At 65.8% G+C, this 15673-nt stretch carries 12 protein-coding genes; all 12 read right to left on the bottom strand.

What is annotated here, in order from left to right; all coding sequences use genetic code 11:
• Positions 1 to 64: 64 nt before the first annotated feature.
• The 12 genes from truB to YWC_RS0119585 all read right to left on the bottom strand — a co-directional run bounded on the left by truB (position 65) and on the right by YWC_RS0119585 (position 15654).
• Positions 65 to 982 carry a tRNA pseudouridine(55) synthase TruB gene (truB, locus tag YWC_RS0119640; RefSeq protein WP_027866921.1) on the bottom strand — a complete coding sequence of 306 codons (918 nt, stop codon included), beginning with the start codon at positions 980 to 982 and terminating at the stop codon, positions 65 to 67.
• On the bottom strand, positions 979 to 1386 hold the full coding sequence (gene rbfA, locus YWC_RS0119635; RefSeq protein ID WP_027866920.1) for a 30S ribosome-binding factor RbfA: 408 nt from the start codon (positions 1384 to 1386) through the stop codon (positions 979 to 981). The genes truB and rbfA overlap by 4 nt, the downstream gene beginning before the upstream one ends.
• Positions 1387 to 1494: 108 nt before the next feature.
• Positions 1495 to 4350 (bottom strand): translation initiation factor IF-2, encoded by a 2856-nt coding sequence (gene infB / locus YWC_RS0119630; RefSeq protein ID WP_027866919.1) that lies wholly within the window; start codon positions 4348 to 4350, stop codon positions 1495 to 1497.
• A 46-nt stretch (positions 4351 to 4396) separates the two neighbouring features.
• Complete coding sequence (gene nusA / locus YWC_RS0119625) at positions 4397 to 5962, bottom strand: transcription termination factor NusA (RefSeq protein ID WP_027866918.1); 1566 nt, start codon at positions 5960 to 5962, stop codon at positions 4397 to 4399.
• Complete coding sequence (rimP, locus tag YWC_RS0119620; RefSeq protein WP_027866917.1) at positions 5959 to 6447, bottom strand: ribosome maturation factor RimP; 489 nt, start codon at positions 6445 to 6447, stop codon at positions 5959 to 5961. The genes nusA and rimP overlap by 4 nt, the downstream gene beginning before the upstream one ends.
• Positions 6448 to 6799: 352 nt before the next feature.
• Positions 6800 to 8755, bottom strand: a complete 1956-nt coding sequence (gene rluB / locus YWC_RS0119615) for a 23S rRNA pseudouridine(2605) synthase RluB (RefSeq protein WP_027866916.1) — start codon at positions 8753 to 8755, stop codon at positions 6800 to 6802.
• Complete coding sequence (scpB, locus tag YWC_RS0119610; RefSeq protein WP_027866915.1) at positions 8742 to 9488, bottom strand: SMC-Scp complex subunit ScpB; 747 nt, start codon at positions 9486 to 9488, stop codon at positions 8742 to 8744. Before scpB ends, rluB begins: the two co-directional genes overlap by 14 nt.
• 349 nt (positions 9489 to 9837) lie before the next feature.
• The gene (locus YWC_RS0119605; RefSeq protein WP_027866914.1) at positions 9838 to 10851 is read right to left on the bottom strand and encodes a glucokinase; all 1014 of its coding nucleotides are present in this window, start codon (positions 10849 to 10851) and stop codon (positions 9838 to 9840) included.
• A gap of 142 nt (positions 10852 to 10993) precedes the next feature.
• Positions 10994 to 11938 (bottom strand): VTT domain-containing protein, encoded by a 945-nt coding sequence (locus YWC_RS30075; protein ID WP_036215106.1) that lies wholly within the window; start codon positions 11936 to 11938, stop codon positions 10994 to 10996.
• 82 nt (positions 11939 to 12020) lie between these two features.
• A complete protein-coding gene (locus YWC_RS0119595; protein ID WP_027866913.1) occupies positions 12021 to 13712 on the bottom strand; it encodes an ABC transporter ATP-binding protein in 1692 nt (563 codons plus the stop codon).
• Complete coding sequence (locus tag YWC_RS0119590; RefSeq protein WP_027866912.1) at positions 13709 to 14719, bottom strand: ABC transporter permease; 1011 nt, start codon at positions 14717 to 14719, stop codon at positions 13709 to 13711. The genes YWC_RS0119595 and YWC_RS0119590 overlap by 4 nt, the downstream gene beginning before the upstream one ends.
• Positions 14716 to 15654, bottom strand: coding sequence for an ABC transporter permease (locus YWC_RS0119585; RefSeq protein ID WP_027866911.1), 939 nt, complete (start codon positions 15652 to 15654; stop codon positions 14716 to 14718). Before YWC_RS0119585 ends, YWC_RS0119590 begins: the two co-directional genes overlap by 4 nt.
• Between the last annotated feature and the right edge of the window lie 19 nt (positions 15655 to 15673).

The raw sequence follows: 15673 nt of genomic DNA, 5'->3' as shown, positions 1-15673 counted from the left end.
GCAGGAGAATGACGCTTGGGCGCCGCCGGCGCGCCGTAGCGCGCCAGCAACGGTAAGCGGGCGCTTACTGCTGCGCCGCGATCAGGCGCTCGGGCGCCAGGATCGCATATTCCTGCAGGTGCGCGGTACCGAGCAGCTTGCCCTCATGGTACACCCGCACCCGTCCCAGCTCGCTCGGGACAACCACGGATTCCTTGCCCAGCGCCAGGCGCTGGCCGTTCAGGAAGCGCTTCGCCAGCTCCGCCGTGAGCTCGACTGACGGGAAGCTCGACAGCAGCGCATCGACCGGGGCCAGCAGCGAAAGCGGATCGGTGTGGGCCTGCAGGTCTTCCAGCGAGATCATGCGCTCGGTCGAGAGCGCGCCCACCTGCACCCGGCGCAGCGCGTTCAGGTGCGCGCCGCAGCCGAGCGCGGCGCCGATGTCCTCGCCCAGCACGCGCACATAAGTGCCCTTGCTGCAAGTGACCAGGATCTTCAGCAGCGGCGCCGTATACTCGACCAGGGACAAGGCGTGGATGGTCACAGGGCGCGCTTCGCGCTCGAGCGTGATGCCCTCGCGCGCGTACTCGTACAGCGCCTTTCCGTCGCGCTTGAGCGCGGAATACATGGGCGGGACCTGGAAGATGGGACCGCGAAAGCGCGCCAGCGCGGCTTCGACCTGCTCGCGCGTGACATCCACCTCGCGCTGCTCGATGAGCTCCCCTTCGGTGTCGCCGGTGGTGGTCATGATGCCGAGGTGGACCGTCGCCTCATAGGTCTTGTCCGCTTCCAGCAGGTCTTGCGAGAACTTGGTCGCTTCGCCGAAGCACAGCGGCAGCAGTCCGGTGGCGAACGGGTCCAGGGTGCCGGTATGGCCGGCCTTCTTGGCATTGAAGACGCGCTTGGCCTTCATCAGGGCGTCGTTCGAGGACAGGCCGACCGGCTTGTCGAGCAGGAGGACGCCGTCGACAAGGTCGCGCGGCTTTTTCGGCGGGCGGCTCACTCGCTGTCCGAATCTTCGTCCTGGCCGAAATCGGCGGCGCGGGTCGCGTTGGCCTGGTCGATCAGGGCCGACATGGCCAGGCCGCGCGTGGTCGAGGTGTCGTGCACGAAGTGCAGCTGCGGCAGCGTGTGGATGTGCAGGCGCTTTCCGAGCATGTTGCGCAGGTAGCCGGCGGCCTTCGACAAGCCTTCCAGGGTCTGCTTCACCTCTTCCGGGCTGTCCTTCAGCAGGGTGAAGTAGACCTTGGCGTGGGCGTAGTCGGGAGTCAGCTTGACTTCGCTGATGGTGACCATGCCGACGCGCGGGTCCTTGAGTTCGAAGGCGATCAGTTCCGACAGGTCTTTCTGGATCTGGTCGGCGACCCGCAGGCCGCGCTGGGGGATGCTTTTGCTGTGTTTTGCCATGATGTTGCTATCTTGTTCTTGTGAATGTCGGGCCAAAAAACAAGGGCCAGGCCCTCGCGGCATTCGCCGCGAAGCGTCCTGGCCCTCATGGTACGCCCAATGTCGAAATTACAGCGTACGCGCCACTTCCGTGACTTCGAACACCTCCAGCACGTCGCCGACCTGGATTTCGTTCATGTTCTTCAGCGACAGGCCGCACTCGAGACCGGCACGGACTTCCTTCGCGTCGTCCTTGAAGCGCTTGAGCGAGTCGATCTCGCCGGTCCACACGACGATGTTGTTGCGCAGCAGGCGGACCGAGGAGGTACGCTTGACCACGCCATCGGTGACCAGGCAACCCGCGATCGCGCCGACCTTCGACACCAGGATGACCTGGCGGATTTCCACCTGGCCGGTGATGGTCTCGCGCTTCTCCGGCGCCAGCATGCCCGACAGTGCCGTCTTGATCTCGTCGATCGCATCGTAAATGATGCTGTAGTAACGGATGTCGACGCCGTTGGCTTCGGCCAGCTTGCGTGCGGAGGCGTCGGCACGGGCGTTGAAGCCGATGATGACTGCCTTCGAGGCCACCGCCAGGTTGACGTCGGATTCGGTGATGCCGCCGACCGCCGCATGGACGATCTGCACGCGCACTTCCGAGGTCGACAGCTTCTGCAGCGAACCGACCAGCGCTTCCTGCGAACCCTGCACGTCGGTCTTGACGATGAGCGGCAGGTTCTTGACTTCGCCTTCGGCCATCTGGTCGAACATGTTCTCCAGCTTGGCGGCCTGCTGCTTCGCCAGTTTGACGTCGCGGAACTTGCCTTGACGGAACAGGGCGATTTCACGCGCCTTGCGCTCGTCGGCCATCACCATCACTTCTTCACCGGCGCTCGGCACTTCGGTCAGGCCCTGGATCTCGACCGGGATCGACGGGCCGGCGGTTGCCACCGGCTTGCCATTCTCGTCGAGCATCGCACGGACGCGGCCGAACGAGGAACCCGCCAGCACGACGTCGCCGCGCTTCAGGGTACCCGACTGCACCAGGATGGTCGCCACCGGGCCGCGGCCCTTGTCGAGACGGGCTTCCACCACCAGGCCACGCGCCGGTGCTTCGGTCGGCGCCTTCAGTTCCAGCACTTCGGCCTGCAGCAGGACTTGCTCCAGCAGGTCGTCGATACCGGTACCGACCTTTGCGGACACCGGGACGAACGGCGAATCGCCGCCGTATTCTTCCGGCACCACGCCTTCGGCCACCAGTTCCTGGGTGACGCGGTCGGTATTCGCGCCCGGCTTGTCGATCTTGTTGATCGCCACCACCAGCGGGACGCCGGCAGCTTTCGCGTGGGCAATCGCTTCCTTGGTCTGCGGCATCACGCCGTCGTCCGCCGCCACCACCAGGATGACGATGTCGGTGGCTTTCGCGCCGCGGGCACGCATGGCGGTGAACGCCTCGTGGCCCGGGGTGTCCAGGAAGGTGATCATGCCGCGCGGGGTATCCACGTGGTATGCGCCGATGTGCTGGGTAATGCCGCCGGCTTCGCCCGACGCCACCTTGGCGCGGCGGATGTAGTCCAGCAGCGAGGTCTTGCCGTGGTCGACGTGACCCATGACGGTCACCACCGGGGCGCGCGAGGTCGATTCGAACTCGGCGTGCTCGCCCTGGTCGGCCAGCAGCGCTTCCGGATCGTCCACGGCAGCCGGGAAGGCCTTGTGGCCCATCTCTTCCACCAGGATCATCGCGGTTTCCTGGTCCAGCACCTGGTTGATGGTGCACATCTGGCCCAGCTTCATCAGCTGCTTGATGACCTCGGATGCCTTGACCGACATCTTGTGCGCCAGTTCGGCCACGGTGATGGTTTCCGGCACGTGGACTTCGCGCACGATGGCTTCGGTCGGGGCCTGGAAGTTGCTTTCACGGTCGTCGCTGTGCGAACGACGGCCACCGCTGCGGCCGCCCGCACGCCAGCCGTCACGGCCAGTGCCGCCGCCCGGACCGCCACGGCCTTTCGGTCCGCTCGGTGCGCCGCGCTTCTTGGCGTCGTCCGACCAGGTCGAGGAGACATTGGCCGACTTGATCGACTTCTTGTCGCCCGGCTTCTTGTCGCCCGGCTTGGCGTCCGCCGGCTTCTTGTCGGCCGATGCGGCAGGCTTGTGCAGGGTGCCGGCCGGTGCTGCGGGAGCAGCCGGCTTCGGTGCCGGTTCCGGCGCCTTGATGACGCGGCGCGGCTGGCTCATCATGAGCTTGATCTGGGCCACTTCGTCGGCCACGGCCTTGCGTGCGCGCTCGGTGGCGGCGGCACGTTCGGCGGCTTCCTTGGCGGCTTCCTCGGCACGCTTCTTGGCCTCAAGAGCAGCGGCCTGGGCAGCTTCTTCGGCGGCAGCGGAGACCGGGGTCGCAGGCGCAGCAGCGCTCGCGGCGGCTTTCGCGGCAGCGGCAGCCTCGGCGGCTTCGCGCTTGGCCTTCTCGGCCGCGTCACGCTTGGCCTGCTCTTCGGCAGCCTTGGCCTGGGCGGCCTCTTCTGCTTCGAGCTTGGCCAGGCGTTCCTGCTTTTCGCGCAGGTCCGCTTCCTGGCGGGCGATCAGCTCGGTCTGGCGGCGCGCGTCTTCGTCGCGGCGCGCCTGCTCGGCTGCATCGACCACCGGGGCGGCGGCTTCGGCGGCTTTCGGGGTAACCAGGTCGTCGCGCTGCACGAAGGTACGTTTCTTGCGCACTTCGACCTGGATGGTGCGCGATTTGCCACTGGCGTCAGCCTGCTTGATCTCGGTGGTCTCCTTGCGGGTCACCGTGATCTTCTTCTTCTCGCCGGTTTCGGTCGCACCGTGGGTACGGCGGAGATGGTTCAGCAGCTTGTCCTTATCATCTTTCGACAAGGGATCTGACGTCGAACTTTTTTCGACGCCGGCCGAGCGCAGCTGTGTCAGCAGCAGGTCTGCAGGCATCTTCAGTTCGGTGGCAAATTGGGCTACGTTGTTACTCGCCATTCAGTCCTCTTTTCTATGTGTCGCTGAGATGATAAAGATTTGCAAATTACGCCTTGGCCGTTTCTGCCAGGCTCCAGGCCTTCGCCTGCAGCGCCTTGGCGCGGTCATCGTATTTGCTGTCGACCAGCTTCATCTCTTCGTCGGTCACATCACTAAATTCATTCTTGATCAGGTCGCGGGCACGGTCCGACGGCAGCGCCAGGATGGCGCCGAATTCGTCATAGGCCAGTGCCGCGAATGCTTCGACCGTCTTGATCCCAGCCAGGCCGAGCTTGCCGGCGGTGGTGCGGTCCATGCCTTCCAGGGTCACGAGGGCTTCTTCCATCCCTTCGAGGCCTTCTTCGGAAGCGATCGCTTCAGTCACCAGCGCGTCACGGGCGCGGGTGCGCAGTTCGTTGACGGTATCTTCGTCGAACGACTCGATTTCCAGCATTTCGGAAATAGGGACGTACGCGATTTCTTCAAGGCTCGAGAAGCCTTCATCCACCAGGATGTCGGCCACTTCCTGGTCGACGTCCAGCTTTTCCATGAACAGCGCGCGGATCGCGGCGGTTTCCTGGGCCACCTTGTTGGCCGATTCCTCGGCCGTCATGATGTTGATCTTCCAGCCGGTCAGCTCGGACGCCAGGCGCACGTTCTGGCCCGAACGGCCGATCGCGATCGCCAGGTTCTCTTCGTCGACCACCACGTCCATGGCGTGCTTGTCTTCATCGACCATGATCGAGGAAACATTGGCCGGGGCCAGGGCGCCAATCACGAACTGGGCCGGATCGTCCGACCACAGCACGATGTCCACGCGCTCGCCGCCCAGCTCGCCGGTCACGGCCTGCACGCGCGAACCGCGCATGCCGACGCAGGTGCCGATCGGGTCGATGCGCTTGTCGGCGGTAAACACCGCGATCTTGGCGCGCACGCCGGCGTCACGGGCAGCCGATTTAATCTGCAGCAGGCCCTGTTCGATTTCCGGCACTTCCAGCTCGAACAGCTTCATGATGAATTCCGGCGCAGTGCGCGACAGGATCACCTGCGGGCCGCGCATGTTGCGGTCCACGCGCAGGATGTAGGCGCGGACGCGGTCGCCGATGCGCAGGTTTTCCTTCGGGATCATCTGGTCGCGCGGCAGGCGCGCTTCGATCTTGCCCGATTCCACGATGGCATCGCCGCGCTCCATGCGCTTGATGGTGCCTGTCACGAGCGAGTCGCCGCGCTCGAGGAAGTCCTGCAGGATCTGCTCGCGCTCGGCATCGCGCACGCGCTGCAGCACGACCTGCTTGGTGTCCTGGGCGAAGCGGCGGCCGAACTCGACCGACTCGATCGGGTCTTCGATGTATTCGTCCACTTCGATGTCGGGGATTTGTTCCTTGGCTTCGAAGTGCAGGATTTCCTGGTCGGGCAGCTGCAGGCCGGCTTCGTCGGGAACGACGTGCCAGCGGCGGAAGGTCTCGAATTCGCCGGAGTCGCGATCGATGCTCACGCGAATGTCGACCTCGCCTTCATAGCGTTTTTTCGTGGCTTGCGCGAGCGCGAATTCGAGCGCCCCGAAAACCACTTCCTTATCGACGTTCTTTTCGCGCGCAAGCGCATCCACCAGCAATAAAATTTCGCGACTCATGCTTTGCGACTCCTAAAATCCACCTGTGGCACCAAGCGTGCCTTGTCCAATTCGGCCAGCGTAAATTCCAACAACGCTGCGCCATCTTTATTATCAAATTCCAGACCAACCTTGTCGCCTTCGACGCCGCGCAGGATACCGGTGAAGGTTTTCCGGTTCGCGGTGCCCGGCATGGCGACGCGCAGCTTCACCGTGCATTCGTGCCCGGCGAAGCGCGCAAAGTCGGCCAGGGTCCGCACCGGGCGATCGAGGCCCGGCGACGATACTTCCAGCCGTTCGTAATCCACATTCTCGACGGTAAACACGTGCGTCAACTGGTGGCTGACCGTGGCGCAGTCCTCGACCGTGATCGGGCCCTTCTCTTCCACGACATCAGCGGGGAAATCGATATATACGCGCAGGATCCCGCGCTCGCCCCGTTCGACGTCCACGAGTTCGTAGCCGAGGCCACCGACTGTTTTCGAGATGAGTTCAAACTGCTGCACGGCGCTTCTCCGAGGCTTTACTAAACGATTTACCAAAAAAAAAATGGGCATCTGCCCATCTTTTTGTATTCACTACCCAACCAGATGAAAGCACTTGCACCAAGAAAATACTGGGAAGAACTTTGATTAGGCTGCAAATTATACAGCGTTCCCGCCTCTCTCGCAATCGCCGGGGCAAAAATGGCCGCTGGCTAGCGAGAAAAGCAACAGTTGGCAGGATGGCCATATCGGGGCATGGGCTGCATTCTACGGCATTGCAGCATCGCGTGCCCGGCGGAGCGAGAATTTATCCGATATTGGGCCCTGAACCGGGATTTTCAAGCGGATGGTCGCCTCGCCGGGCGTGAAACCCTCAACCGCGGCGGCCGCGGCGTGGCAGACCGTGCTCCGAACCGCGCGGGCCCTGGCCGCCGCGGCGTCCGCCACCGGTGCCGGCAAAGCCGAAGGTGGTCTGCAGCGGATCCGGCTGCTTCGGACGGTTGCTGGTCTTGCCGCCGCCGAAGGAGCCGGCGTTGTTGCCGCTACGCCCCTTGCCGCCCTGGCCGCCGCCCTTCGGCCCCTGCCCTTGCGGCCGGCCGCCGGCGAAACCGCCCGGACCCTGCTGGCGCGGGACGCCGGCACGCACCACCGGCGGGCCGAACGGATCCACGTTGCGGTTGGCGTCGGCACGGTCGATGCGGTTGCCGTCGGAACGGCGCACGTCGTCGCGCCCCTGGCCCTTGGCGCCGGCCTTGCCCTTCGGCGCTTCGCCGCCCTTCTTCTCGACGCCGAATGCCGCCATCAGGGCGCGCACGTCGTTTTCCTGCAGTTCTTCCCAGCGGCCGCGCTTCAGGCCGGTCGGCAGGGTCATGGCGCCGTAGCGGGTACGGATCAGGCGCGAGACGGTCAGGCCGACCGCCTCGAACATGCGGCGCACCTCGCGGTTGCGGCCTTCGCCGATGACCACGCGGTACCACTTGTTGATGCCTTCGCCGCCGCCGTCCTGGACCTTCGAGAACGAGGCCAGGCCGTCGTCCAGCTCGACGCCGGCGAGCAGCTTCTGGCGCATGCCTTCTTCCAGCTCGCCCAGGGTGCGCACCGCGTATTCCCGGTCGATGTTGTAACGCGGGTGCATCAGGCGGTTGGCCAGGTCACCCGAAGTCGTGAACAGCAGCAGGCCCTCGGTGTTGAAGTCGAGGCGGCCCACGGCCAGCCACTTGCCGGTCTTCATGTTCGGCAGACGGTCGAACACCGACGGACGGCCTTCCGGATCGTCGTGGCTGACGATCTCGCCGGCTGGCTTGTGGTACACGAGCACGCGCGGCGGCTTGTTGTTATTGACCTTACGCTGGATCAGCTTGCCGTTGATGCGCACCGCGTCGGTCGGCAGGATGCGCTGGCCGATGTGGGCTGGCTCGCCATTCACCGACACGCGGCCGGCGACGATCAGCTCTTCCATGTCGCGGCGCGAACCCAGGCCGGCCTCGGCCAGCACCTTGTGCAGCTTGGGCGCGTCGTCGTCGGCGGTCAGGTCGCGGCGCACCGGCTTGGCCTGCGCCTTGCCGCGGCCGCCTTCGTTGGCGTCGAAGTCGTCCGAGGTGACGAAGGAGAACACGGCGTCGGCATCATTGGCCTTGCCGCCCTTGCCCTGCTGCGGTTTCTGTTGCGGCTTGCCCTGCTGCTTGCCCTGCTTGCCCTGCTGCTTGGCGGCCGGCTGGGCGCCTTGCTGGCCTGCCTGGCCTTGCTGGCCACGCGGGTTTTGCTGGCCGCGCGCCTTCGGGTTGCGGCCGCGCCCTTCGCGCTTGCCGTCGACCGGCGTCTGCGCTGCAGCTTCGGCAGGCGCGACTTCAACCGGCGCAGCCTCGGGAGCCGAGGCAGCAGCGGCGGCAGCCTGTTCGTGCTGGCGCGCTTCGCGTTCCTGGCGCTTTTCGCGCATCTGGCGCGGGCCGCGCGGCTTGCGCTGCTCGCCATCGAGTACTGCCGGCGCTGCTTCCGGCGCCGGGGCGGCGGCCGGCGTTTCCGCAGCGGCGACCGGCGCCGCTTCAGCGACCGCCTTGGCGGCACGCGGCTTGCGCGGCTTGGCGGCCGGCTTCTCGGCCGCTTCGGCAGCGGCCGAGCCTGCGCCCGACGCTTCCGCCGGCGTATCGGCAGGCGCCGCGGCGGGCTTGCGGGTACGCTTCGGCTTCGCGGCGGCAGCCGGCTGCTCGGTGTCGGTCACGGGCGCGGCTTCGGGTGCGACAGCAGCCGCGGTCTTGCGCGTGCGCTTGGGTTTGGCGGCGGGCGCGCCTTCGGCCTCGACGGGCTGTTCGTTCGGTTCAGTTGGGTTCATCGTTCGTATCTTTATTGTGCTGACCCGGCCCAGCGGCTGCCGCCGTCTCCTGGTCAAGAATGGGGACTTCGACGGACGTGGCGTCCGCTTCGGTGTCTGTCTCGGTGGCGTCCGCCGCAGCGTCCGCCCTGTCAAAATTGTCGTTCAGTGCCGCTTCCAGCGCTTCGAGGCTGCGGCTGTCCGGTCCTTCGCTGACCGCCTGCAGCGGCGGCAGTTGCGACAGCGAGGCGAGGCCAAGGTCGTCGAGAAACTGCTTGGTGGTGCCCAGCAGCGCCGGGCGCCCCACCACCTCGCGGTGGCCGAGCACGTCGATCCAGCCGCGGTCTTCCAGCAGCTTGATGGTCTGCGAGTTCACGGCGACGCCGCGGATTTCCTCGATGTCGCCGCGCGTGACCGGCTGGCGGTAGGCGATGATCGCCAGCGTCTCCAGCGTCGCGCGCGAGTATTTCGGAGGCTTCTCGGGCGTCAGGCGGTCGAGGTAAGGCTTCATCTCGGGCCGGCTCTGGAAGCGCCAGCCGGAAGCCAGGCTGACGATCTCGATGCCGCGCCCCTGCCAGTCCTGGCGCAATTCTTCCAGCAGAATCTTGATCGTGTCGCTACCGACACCGGCACCCAACTGGCGGCCGGCCGCGTCGACCTCGGCGAAGAGCTTCTTCATGCCGTGGATCGTCATCGGCTCGCGCGCACACAGCAAGGCGGTCTCGAGAACGCGCTTGGCCTCGTCAGTATTCATATCGCGGTGTCGTCACGCTTCGAATGCACACATCAAACAAAACTGGTTTAACGGATGCCAGCCGCGGGGCCGAGACCGGCCGCGGTGCGAAGGTGATGCGCGCAATACTCTGGAATCCGTGGGGCCCGGGCCGAAAATGCGCCGGGCTGACTAAGCGACTGGCTTGGCGCCGGTCACTGCTGCCCGCGTGCCAGGCGGGCGATCAACGTTGGTCTTTCAGGGGAAACGTGGGGGCTGCGCAAGGCGCGAACTGACGACATCGTTTCCGACAACTGACGGCCATTGTAACCGATAAAACCCGGGAACGGACAAGACGACAGGGCCGCAGGCGAAGGAAGGGCGTATTTGATCAAGCGACAGACAGTTTTTCCGACAAAATTGCCGACACGCCCAGGAAGGCCGGGTATTCCGCCGTGATCACGTAAGTCGGTACCTGGGCCAGGTAGTCGCTGAAACGCCCCTTCTGCTCGAAGCGGCGGCGGAACGAGGACCGGTCGAAGCGCTCACCCAGGCGCGGCACGATGCCGCCGCCGATGTAGACGCCGCCCTGGGCGCCCAGGGTGATGGCGAGGTTGCCGGCGGCGGTGCCGAGCATGCCGCAGAAGGCTTCCAGCACCTCGTCGCACAGCGCGCATTCGCCGGAGAGGGCGCGGCGCGAGATCTCGGGCGCGGCCAGGCTGCCGGGGCGGCCAGCGCGCTCGCTCAGGGCGCGATAGATCAGCTCCACCCCGGCGCCGGACAGCAGGCGCTCGCTGGAGACGTGCTCGAATTCGCGCCAGGCGTACTGGAGGATGGCGACTTCAAGCTCGTTGACCGGCGCGAAGCCGACGTGGCCGCCTTCGCTGCGCAGCGCAGTCCAGCTGTTCCCGCAGGGGATCAGCCCGGACACGCCGAGGCCGGTGCCGGCGCCCAGCAGGCCCAGCGGCGCATCAGGCACGGGCGCACCGCCGCCCACCTGGCGCTTCTGTCCGCCCAGGTGCGACAAAGAACGCGCCAGCGCCGAAAAATCGTTGACGACCATCAGGGTATCGAAGCCGCACTCCTGGCGCAGCGCCTCGATCGAAAAGGCCCAGTGGTGGTTGGTCATGCGCACCTGGTCGCCGGTGACCGGGTTGGCGATCGCAATGGCCGCATGGCGGATGCCGACGCCGAGGCCGGCGAGCTGCGGCAGCGCCAGGTAGGCGCGGATGGCCTCGCCCAGGGTCGCGTGCTGCTGGCAGGACAGCACCTCGATCGCTTCGAAGCGGCCCGGCCCGGTCTCCAGCGCAAATCGGGCATTGGTGCCGCCGATGTCGGCGAGCAGGCGGGCGCCGCCGGCATGGGTCAGGGAGGCGGAGTCAAGGCTGGAGGGAAAGGCGGTCATTGCAGCTAATAGAAGAGCGATGACCAAGCTTACACAACTTTGTAGTGTTCTTACAAGTAGATTTTGTAGTTTAGGTACATCGTCGCAGCCTCCCTGCTACATACACACGACAAGGACAGAAAGGCGAAGTAGTCGAACTACCTCAGCACGCTACTGGATGCAGTTCCGGATCGGCGTCCTGACGGGCGTTCCAGGCATCCAGGCCACCGCGCAGCGGGCGGGCGCGGTGGAAGCCGTTGGCCAGGAATTGCTTGGCGACCTCGGCGGCCGTGACGTCGTTCGGGCAACTGCAGTAGATGACGACGTGGCGGTCCTTGTCGATGCTGGCCATCAGTTGGTCCGGCGCGCAGGACTGGAATACCACGGCGCCGGGAATCGCCGTTTCCAGTCCCTGCGCCGTGAGGCTGCGGGCATCGACGATGACCGGGTCGTGGCCGCCGTCGATCAGCGCCATGAGTTCGGCGATCTCGATGCGCGGCACGGCGCTGCGGGCGCGGTGGCGGCGCCGCTCGACGTACTTGACGGCGATGAACAGGACCAGCAGCGTGGCCAGCACCATGAGGGCGGTGCCGCCCATGGTCTCGAGCCAGCCGAGCAGCTCTTCGACGCCGTCGTGGAACAGGATGCCCAGCAGGATGCCGGTGCCGCCCCACAAGGCCGCCCCGGTCGCGGAATAGGCGAGGAACTGGCGGGTGCGGGTGCCGATGGCGCCGGACAGCGGCGCGGCGATGGTATTGAAGCCGGGGACGAACTTCGACACCAGCAAGGATTTGGCGCCGAAGCGGCGGAACCGGTCCTCGGTCTGGTTGACGCAGGAATCGGGCGACAGCGAGATCTTGCAGAGCAGGCGCAGGACGCGCTTGCCATAGAAGCGCCCGGCGCGGAACCAGAACATGTCGCAGATGAGGCAGGCCACGACCGCGGACAGCAGGCACAGCTGCCAGCTGAGCTCGCCGTCGACCGAGAGCGCGCCGGCCACGACCAGGATCGGGAAGGCGGGAATGGGCAGGCCGAACTGCTCGACAAGGACGATGCCGAACACGATCAGCACACCGTAGACCTGGAGCAGTTCGACGAGTTGGGACATCGCGTTAGTGTAGCTGACTTTCAACGGCGACGCTGGCAGCTACTGTTGTATTTCAGTAGGGTGGACGGCTCTGCCGTCCACCCTACGCACCCCGTGGAATCGCCGCCAGCAGGCTGCGCGTGTAGTCGTGCTGCGGATTACGGTACAACTCGTCCGAGTCCGCCATCTCGACCACGCTGCCGTGGTGCATCACCATCACCTGGTCGGCGATGTACTTCACCACCGACAGATCGTGCGAGATGAAGATGTAGCTCATGCCGTATTCGTCCTGCAGGTCCTGCAGCAGGTTCAGCACCTGGGCCTGCACCGAGACGTCGAGCGCCGACACCGATTCGTCGCACACCAGGATCTCCGGCTTCATGGTCAGGCAGCGCGCGATGGCGATGCGCTGGCGCTGGCCGCCGGAGAACTCGTGCGGGTAGCGGTGGAAGGCCTGTTCCGGCAAGCCGACCCGTTTCAAGAGCTCGTGCGCCATCCCGATCCGCTCGGTGTCGTCGAGGCCAATCCGGTGGATGCGCATCGGTTCGAGCAGGATCTGTCCCACCGTGAAGCGCGGATTCAGCGAGGCGTAGGGGTTCTGGAAAATGATCTGGATGCGCCGCTTGTAGGCCTGGTAATCGCGCTCCGGCATGGCGAACAGATCCTTGCCGTCGAACATGGCGCTGCCGCCGGTGGCGCGGTGCAGGCGCAGCAGGGTCAGGCCGACCGTGGTCTTGCCCGAGCCGGATTCGCCCACCACGCCCAGGGTCTTGCCGCGCGCCAGGGTGAAGGAGACATCCTTGACCGCCTTGAACTCGCGCTTCCCGAACAGGCCGTCGCGCAGCCAGAAGCTCTTGGCCAGCTTGTTCACCACCAGCACCGGCTCGTCGCCGGGCGCCGTGCCGCGCGTACGCTGCGGCAGTTCCTGTTCCGGCGTGAACCTGCCGCTCAGGTAGTCGTCGATCACCGGCAGGCGCAGCGGACGCTCGTCCAGCTTCGGACGGCAGTGCAGCAGGGCCCGGGTATAGGCGTCGACCGGGGCGCCGAACACCTGGGCCGCCTCCCCTTCTTCGCGCACCTCGCCGTGGCGCATCACGATCACGCGGTCGGCGATCTCGCCCACCAGCCCGAGGTCGTGGGTGATGAACAGCACCGACATCCGGTGTTTCTTCTGCAGCCGCTTGATCAGCTCGATGATCTGCTTCTGGATGGTCACGTCGAGCGCCGTGGTCGGCTCGTCCGCGATCAGGAGCTTGGGCTCGCAGGCGATCGCCATCGCGATCATCACGCGCTGCTGCTGGCCGCCCGACATCTGGCTCGGGTAGGCATCGATTTTGACCGAATGGTCAGGAATCCCGACCTCTTCCAGCAGTTCGAGCGTGCGGGCGCGCGCCTGCCTGGCGTTCATGCCCAGGTGCCGGCGCAGCACTTCAGCGATCTGGTAGCCCACCGTGAACACCGGGTTGAGCGAAGACATCGGCTCCTGGAAGATCATCGCGATGTCCTTGCCGCATAGTTGCCGGCGTTCGGCGGGCGCGAGCGCGAGCAGCTCGCGGCCGTCGAAGTGCGCGCGCGAACCGGGATCGATGATGGTCGTATGGAGCGGCAGCAGACCCATCACCGCCAGCGAACTGACCGACTTGCCGCTGCCGGATTCGCCCACCAGAGCGACCGTGCTGTTGCGCGGCACGTCGAAGGAGATGCCCTTGACCGCTTCGACCGTGTTCTTCCTGTCGACCCGGAAGGCGATACGCAGGTCGCGCACCTGCAGCAGGGGATGTTGGTGCTCCGTCATTTGAGCTTGGGGTCGAGGGCGTCGCGCAGGGCGTCCGCGAACAGGGAGAAGGCCGTCACCAGCAGCGCCATCGCGCTCGCGGCGGCCGCCAGCTGCCACCACTTGCCGAGGATGAGCTCGTTCTGCGCCTCGTTCAGCATGCTGCCCCAGGACACCACGCCGACCGGCACGCCGAAGCCGAGGAAGGACAGGATCACCTCGGCCTTGATGAAGCCGACCACCAGGATCGACATCTGCACCAGGGCCACGTGCGAGACGTTGGGCAGGATGTGGCCGAACATCCGGCGCGCGCTTGACGCGCCGATGGCGTCGGCCGCCATCACGTATTCGCGCGCCTTGTGCTTGATGTATTCGGCGCGCATCAGGCGGTAGGGCCCGGTCCAGCCGGTCAGGCCGAGGATCAGGACGATGGTCATCACGCCCTTCTGCTGCAGCACCGCGGCCACGGTTAGGATCATCAGGATCGCGGGGATCGAGGTGAAGATGCTGTAGAACCAGTTGAACAGGTCGTCGACAACACCGCCGTAGAAGCCCGACAGCGCCCCGAACAAGGTGCCCAGCGCCACCGCCACGAAAGCCGCCACCAGGCCAACCACGATCGAGGTCTCGCCGCCCTTGATGGTCTTCTTGAGGATGTCGTGGCCCCACTTGTCGGCCCCGAAGGGCAGCGTGGTCGCCTTTTCCACTGGCGGATGGATGGCGCGGACCCGGGCCTTGAGCTCCGCCAGCTCCTGCGCCAGCGGGTCGAAGGCGTTCGGTGGCGTCTCGCGCGGCAGCTGGGCCTCGGCCAGCGCCCTCGCGCCCGCGTCGGCGCCCACGAAGCTGGGCGGCGCGTAATTGACCGCCACTTCTTCTTCCCAGTCGGCGGCAACCAGGCCGGCGCTGGACAGCACCAGCATCAGGAGAAAACCCAGCACCACCGCCAGCGCGCCCATGGCGACGCGGTCGGCGCGCAGGCGGCGCCAGGCCAGGGCCCACAGGCCAGGGGATTGCATGGTTCCGTTCATTTCAGCTGCACCCGCGGATCAACGGCCTGGTACAGCAGGTCGGCCAGCAGGTTGAACACCATGGTTGCGGCGGCCACGTAGACCGTGATCGCCTTGATCACCGGGAAGTCGCTGCGCTCGACCGCCAGGATGACTTCACGCCCGATGCCCGGGATGCCGAAAAAGCGCTCGAGCAAGAAAGCGCCGATCAGCAAGGCCGGCAGGTTGGCCATGACATGGGTGATGATCGGGATCGCCGCATTGCGCAGCACGTGCACCCAGACCACGCGCCGCTCGGGCAAGCCCTTGGCGCGCGCGGTGCGCACGTAGTCCTGCCCCACTTCGTCGAGCACGAAGCTGCGGTACAGGCGCAGGGTCGGCGCGATCGAAACAGCGAGGCCGATAATGATGGGCAGCAGCGCATAGCGCAGCAGGTTCTCCCCCAGGCTGTTGCCCCAGCCCTGCACCGGGAACAGCCCCAGCTTGTAGGCGAACAGGTACTGGAACACGATGATGTAGACCAGGATCGAGATCGACATGCCGACCGTGCAGGCCACCATCACCGCGCGGTCGGTCAGCGAGCCGCGGACAAAGGCGATGGCCAGGGCCAGGGCGATGCCCAGCACGGTCTCCAGGATGGTGAGCGGCACCAGCACGGTCAGGGACGGTCCCAGCCGGCTGGAAATGATGTGCGACACCGGTTCGCCCGTGCTCCAGGCATTGCCGAAATCGAAAGTCAGGATCTGCTTGATGAAGATCCACAGCTGCACCGGCCAGGGCTGGTCGGTGCCGAGCTGGCGCCGGATGTTCTCGATGGCGGCGGTATCGGCCATCTTCCCGGCCAGCAGGTAGGCCGGGTCGCCGCCGACCCAGTTGAACAGCAAGAACACCAGCAGCACCACCCCGAGCATGGTCGGCAGCATCTGCCACAGCCGGCGGACGATAAAACTCAGCATGTGACTCCTGGATGGTTGA

Origin of the sequence: Massilia alkalitolerans DSM 17462, from assembly GCF_000427785.1 — a bacterium.
In the GTDB taxonomy this organism is placed as follows: Bacteria; Pseudomonadota; Gammaproteobacteria; order Burkholderiales; family Burkholderiaceae_D; genus Telluria; species Telluria alkalitolerans.
The sequence above is the reverse complement of the archived record's forward strand: the minus strand, read 5'-3'. Positions and strand labels throughout refer to the sequence as shown.

What these genes read in the sequence shown, in the direction of transcription:
- rbfA (WP_027866920.1), bottom strand. Translation starts at nt 1,386, where the DNA reads ATGGCAAAACACAGCAAAAGCATCCCCCAGCGCGGCCTGCGGGTCGCC.
- infB (WP_027866919.1), bottom strand. Translation starts at nt 4,350, where the DNA reads ATGGCGAGTAACAACGTAGCCCAATTTGCCACCGAACTGAAGATGCCT.
- nusA (WP_027866918.1), bottom strand. Translation starts at nt 5,962, where the DNA reads ATGAGTCGCGAAATTTTATTGCTGGTGGATGCGCTTGCGCGCGAAAAG.
- rluB (WP_027866916.1), bottom strand. Translation starts at nt 8,755, where the DNA reads ATGAACCCAACTGAACCGAACGAACAGCCCGTCGAGGCCGAAGGCGCG.
- scpB (WP_027866915.1), bottom strand. Translation starts at nt 9,488, where the DNA reads ATGAATACTGACGAGGCCAAGCGCGTTCTCGAGACCGCCTTGCTGTGT.
- YWC_RS0119605 (WP_027866914.1), bottom strand. Translation starts at nt 10,851, where the DNA reads ATGACCGCCTTTCCCTCCAGCCTTGACTCCGCCTCCCTGACCCATGCC.
- YWC_RS30075 (WP_036215106.1), bottom strand. Translation starts at nt 11,938, where the DNA reads ATGTCCCAACTCGTCGAACTGCTCCAGGTCTACGGTGTGCTGATCGTG.
- YWC_RS0119595 (WP_027866913.1), bottom strand. Translation starts at nt 13,712, where the DNA reads ATGACGGAGCACCAACATCCCCTGCTGCAGGTGCGCGACCTGCGTATC.
- YWC_RS0119590 (WP_027866912.1), bottom strand. Translation starts at nt 14,719, where the DNA reads ATGAACGGAACCATGCAATCCCCTGGCCTGTGGGCCCTGGCCTGGCGC.
- YWC_RS0119585 (WP_027866911.1), bottom strand. Translation starts at nt 15,654, where the DNA reads ATGCTGAGTTTTATCGTCCGCCGGCTGTGGCAGATGCTGCCGACCATG.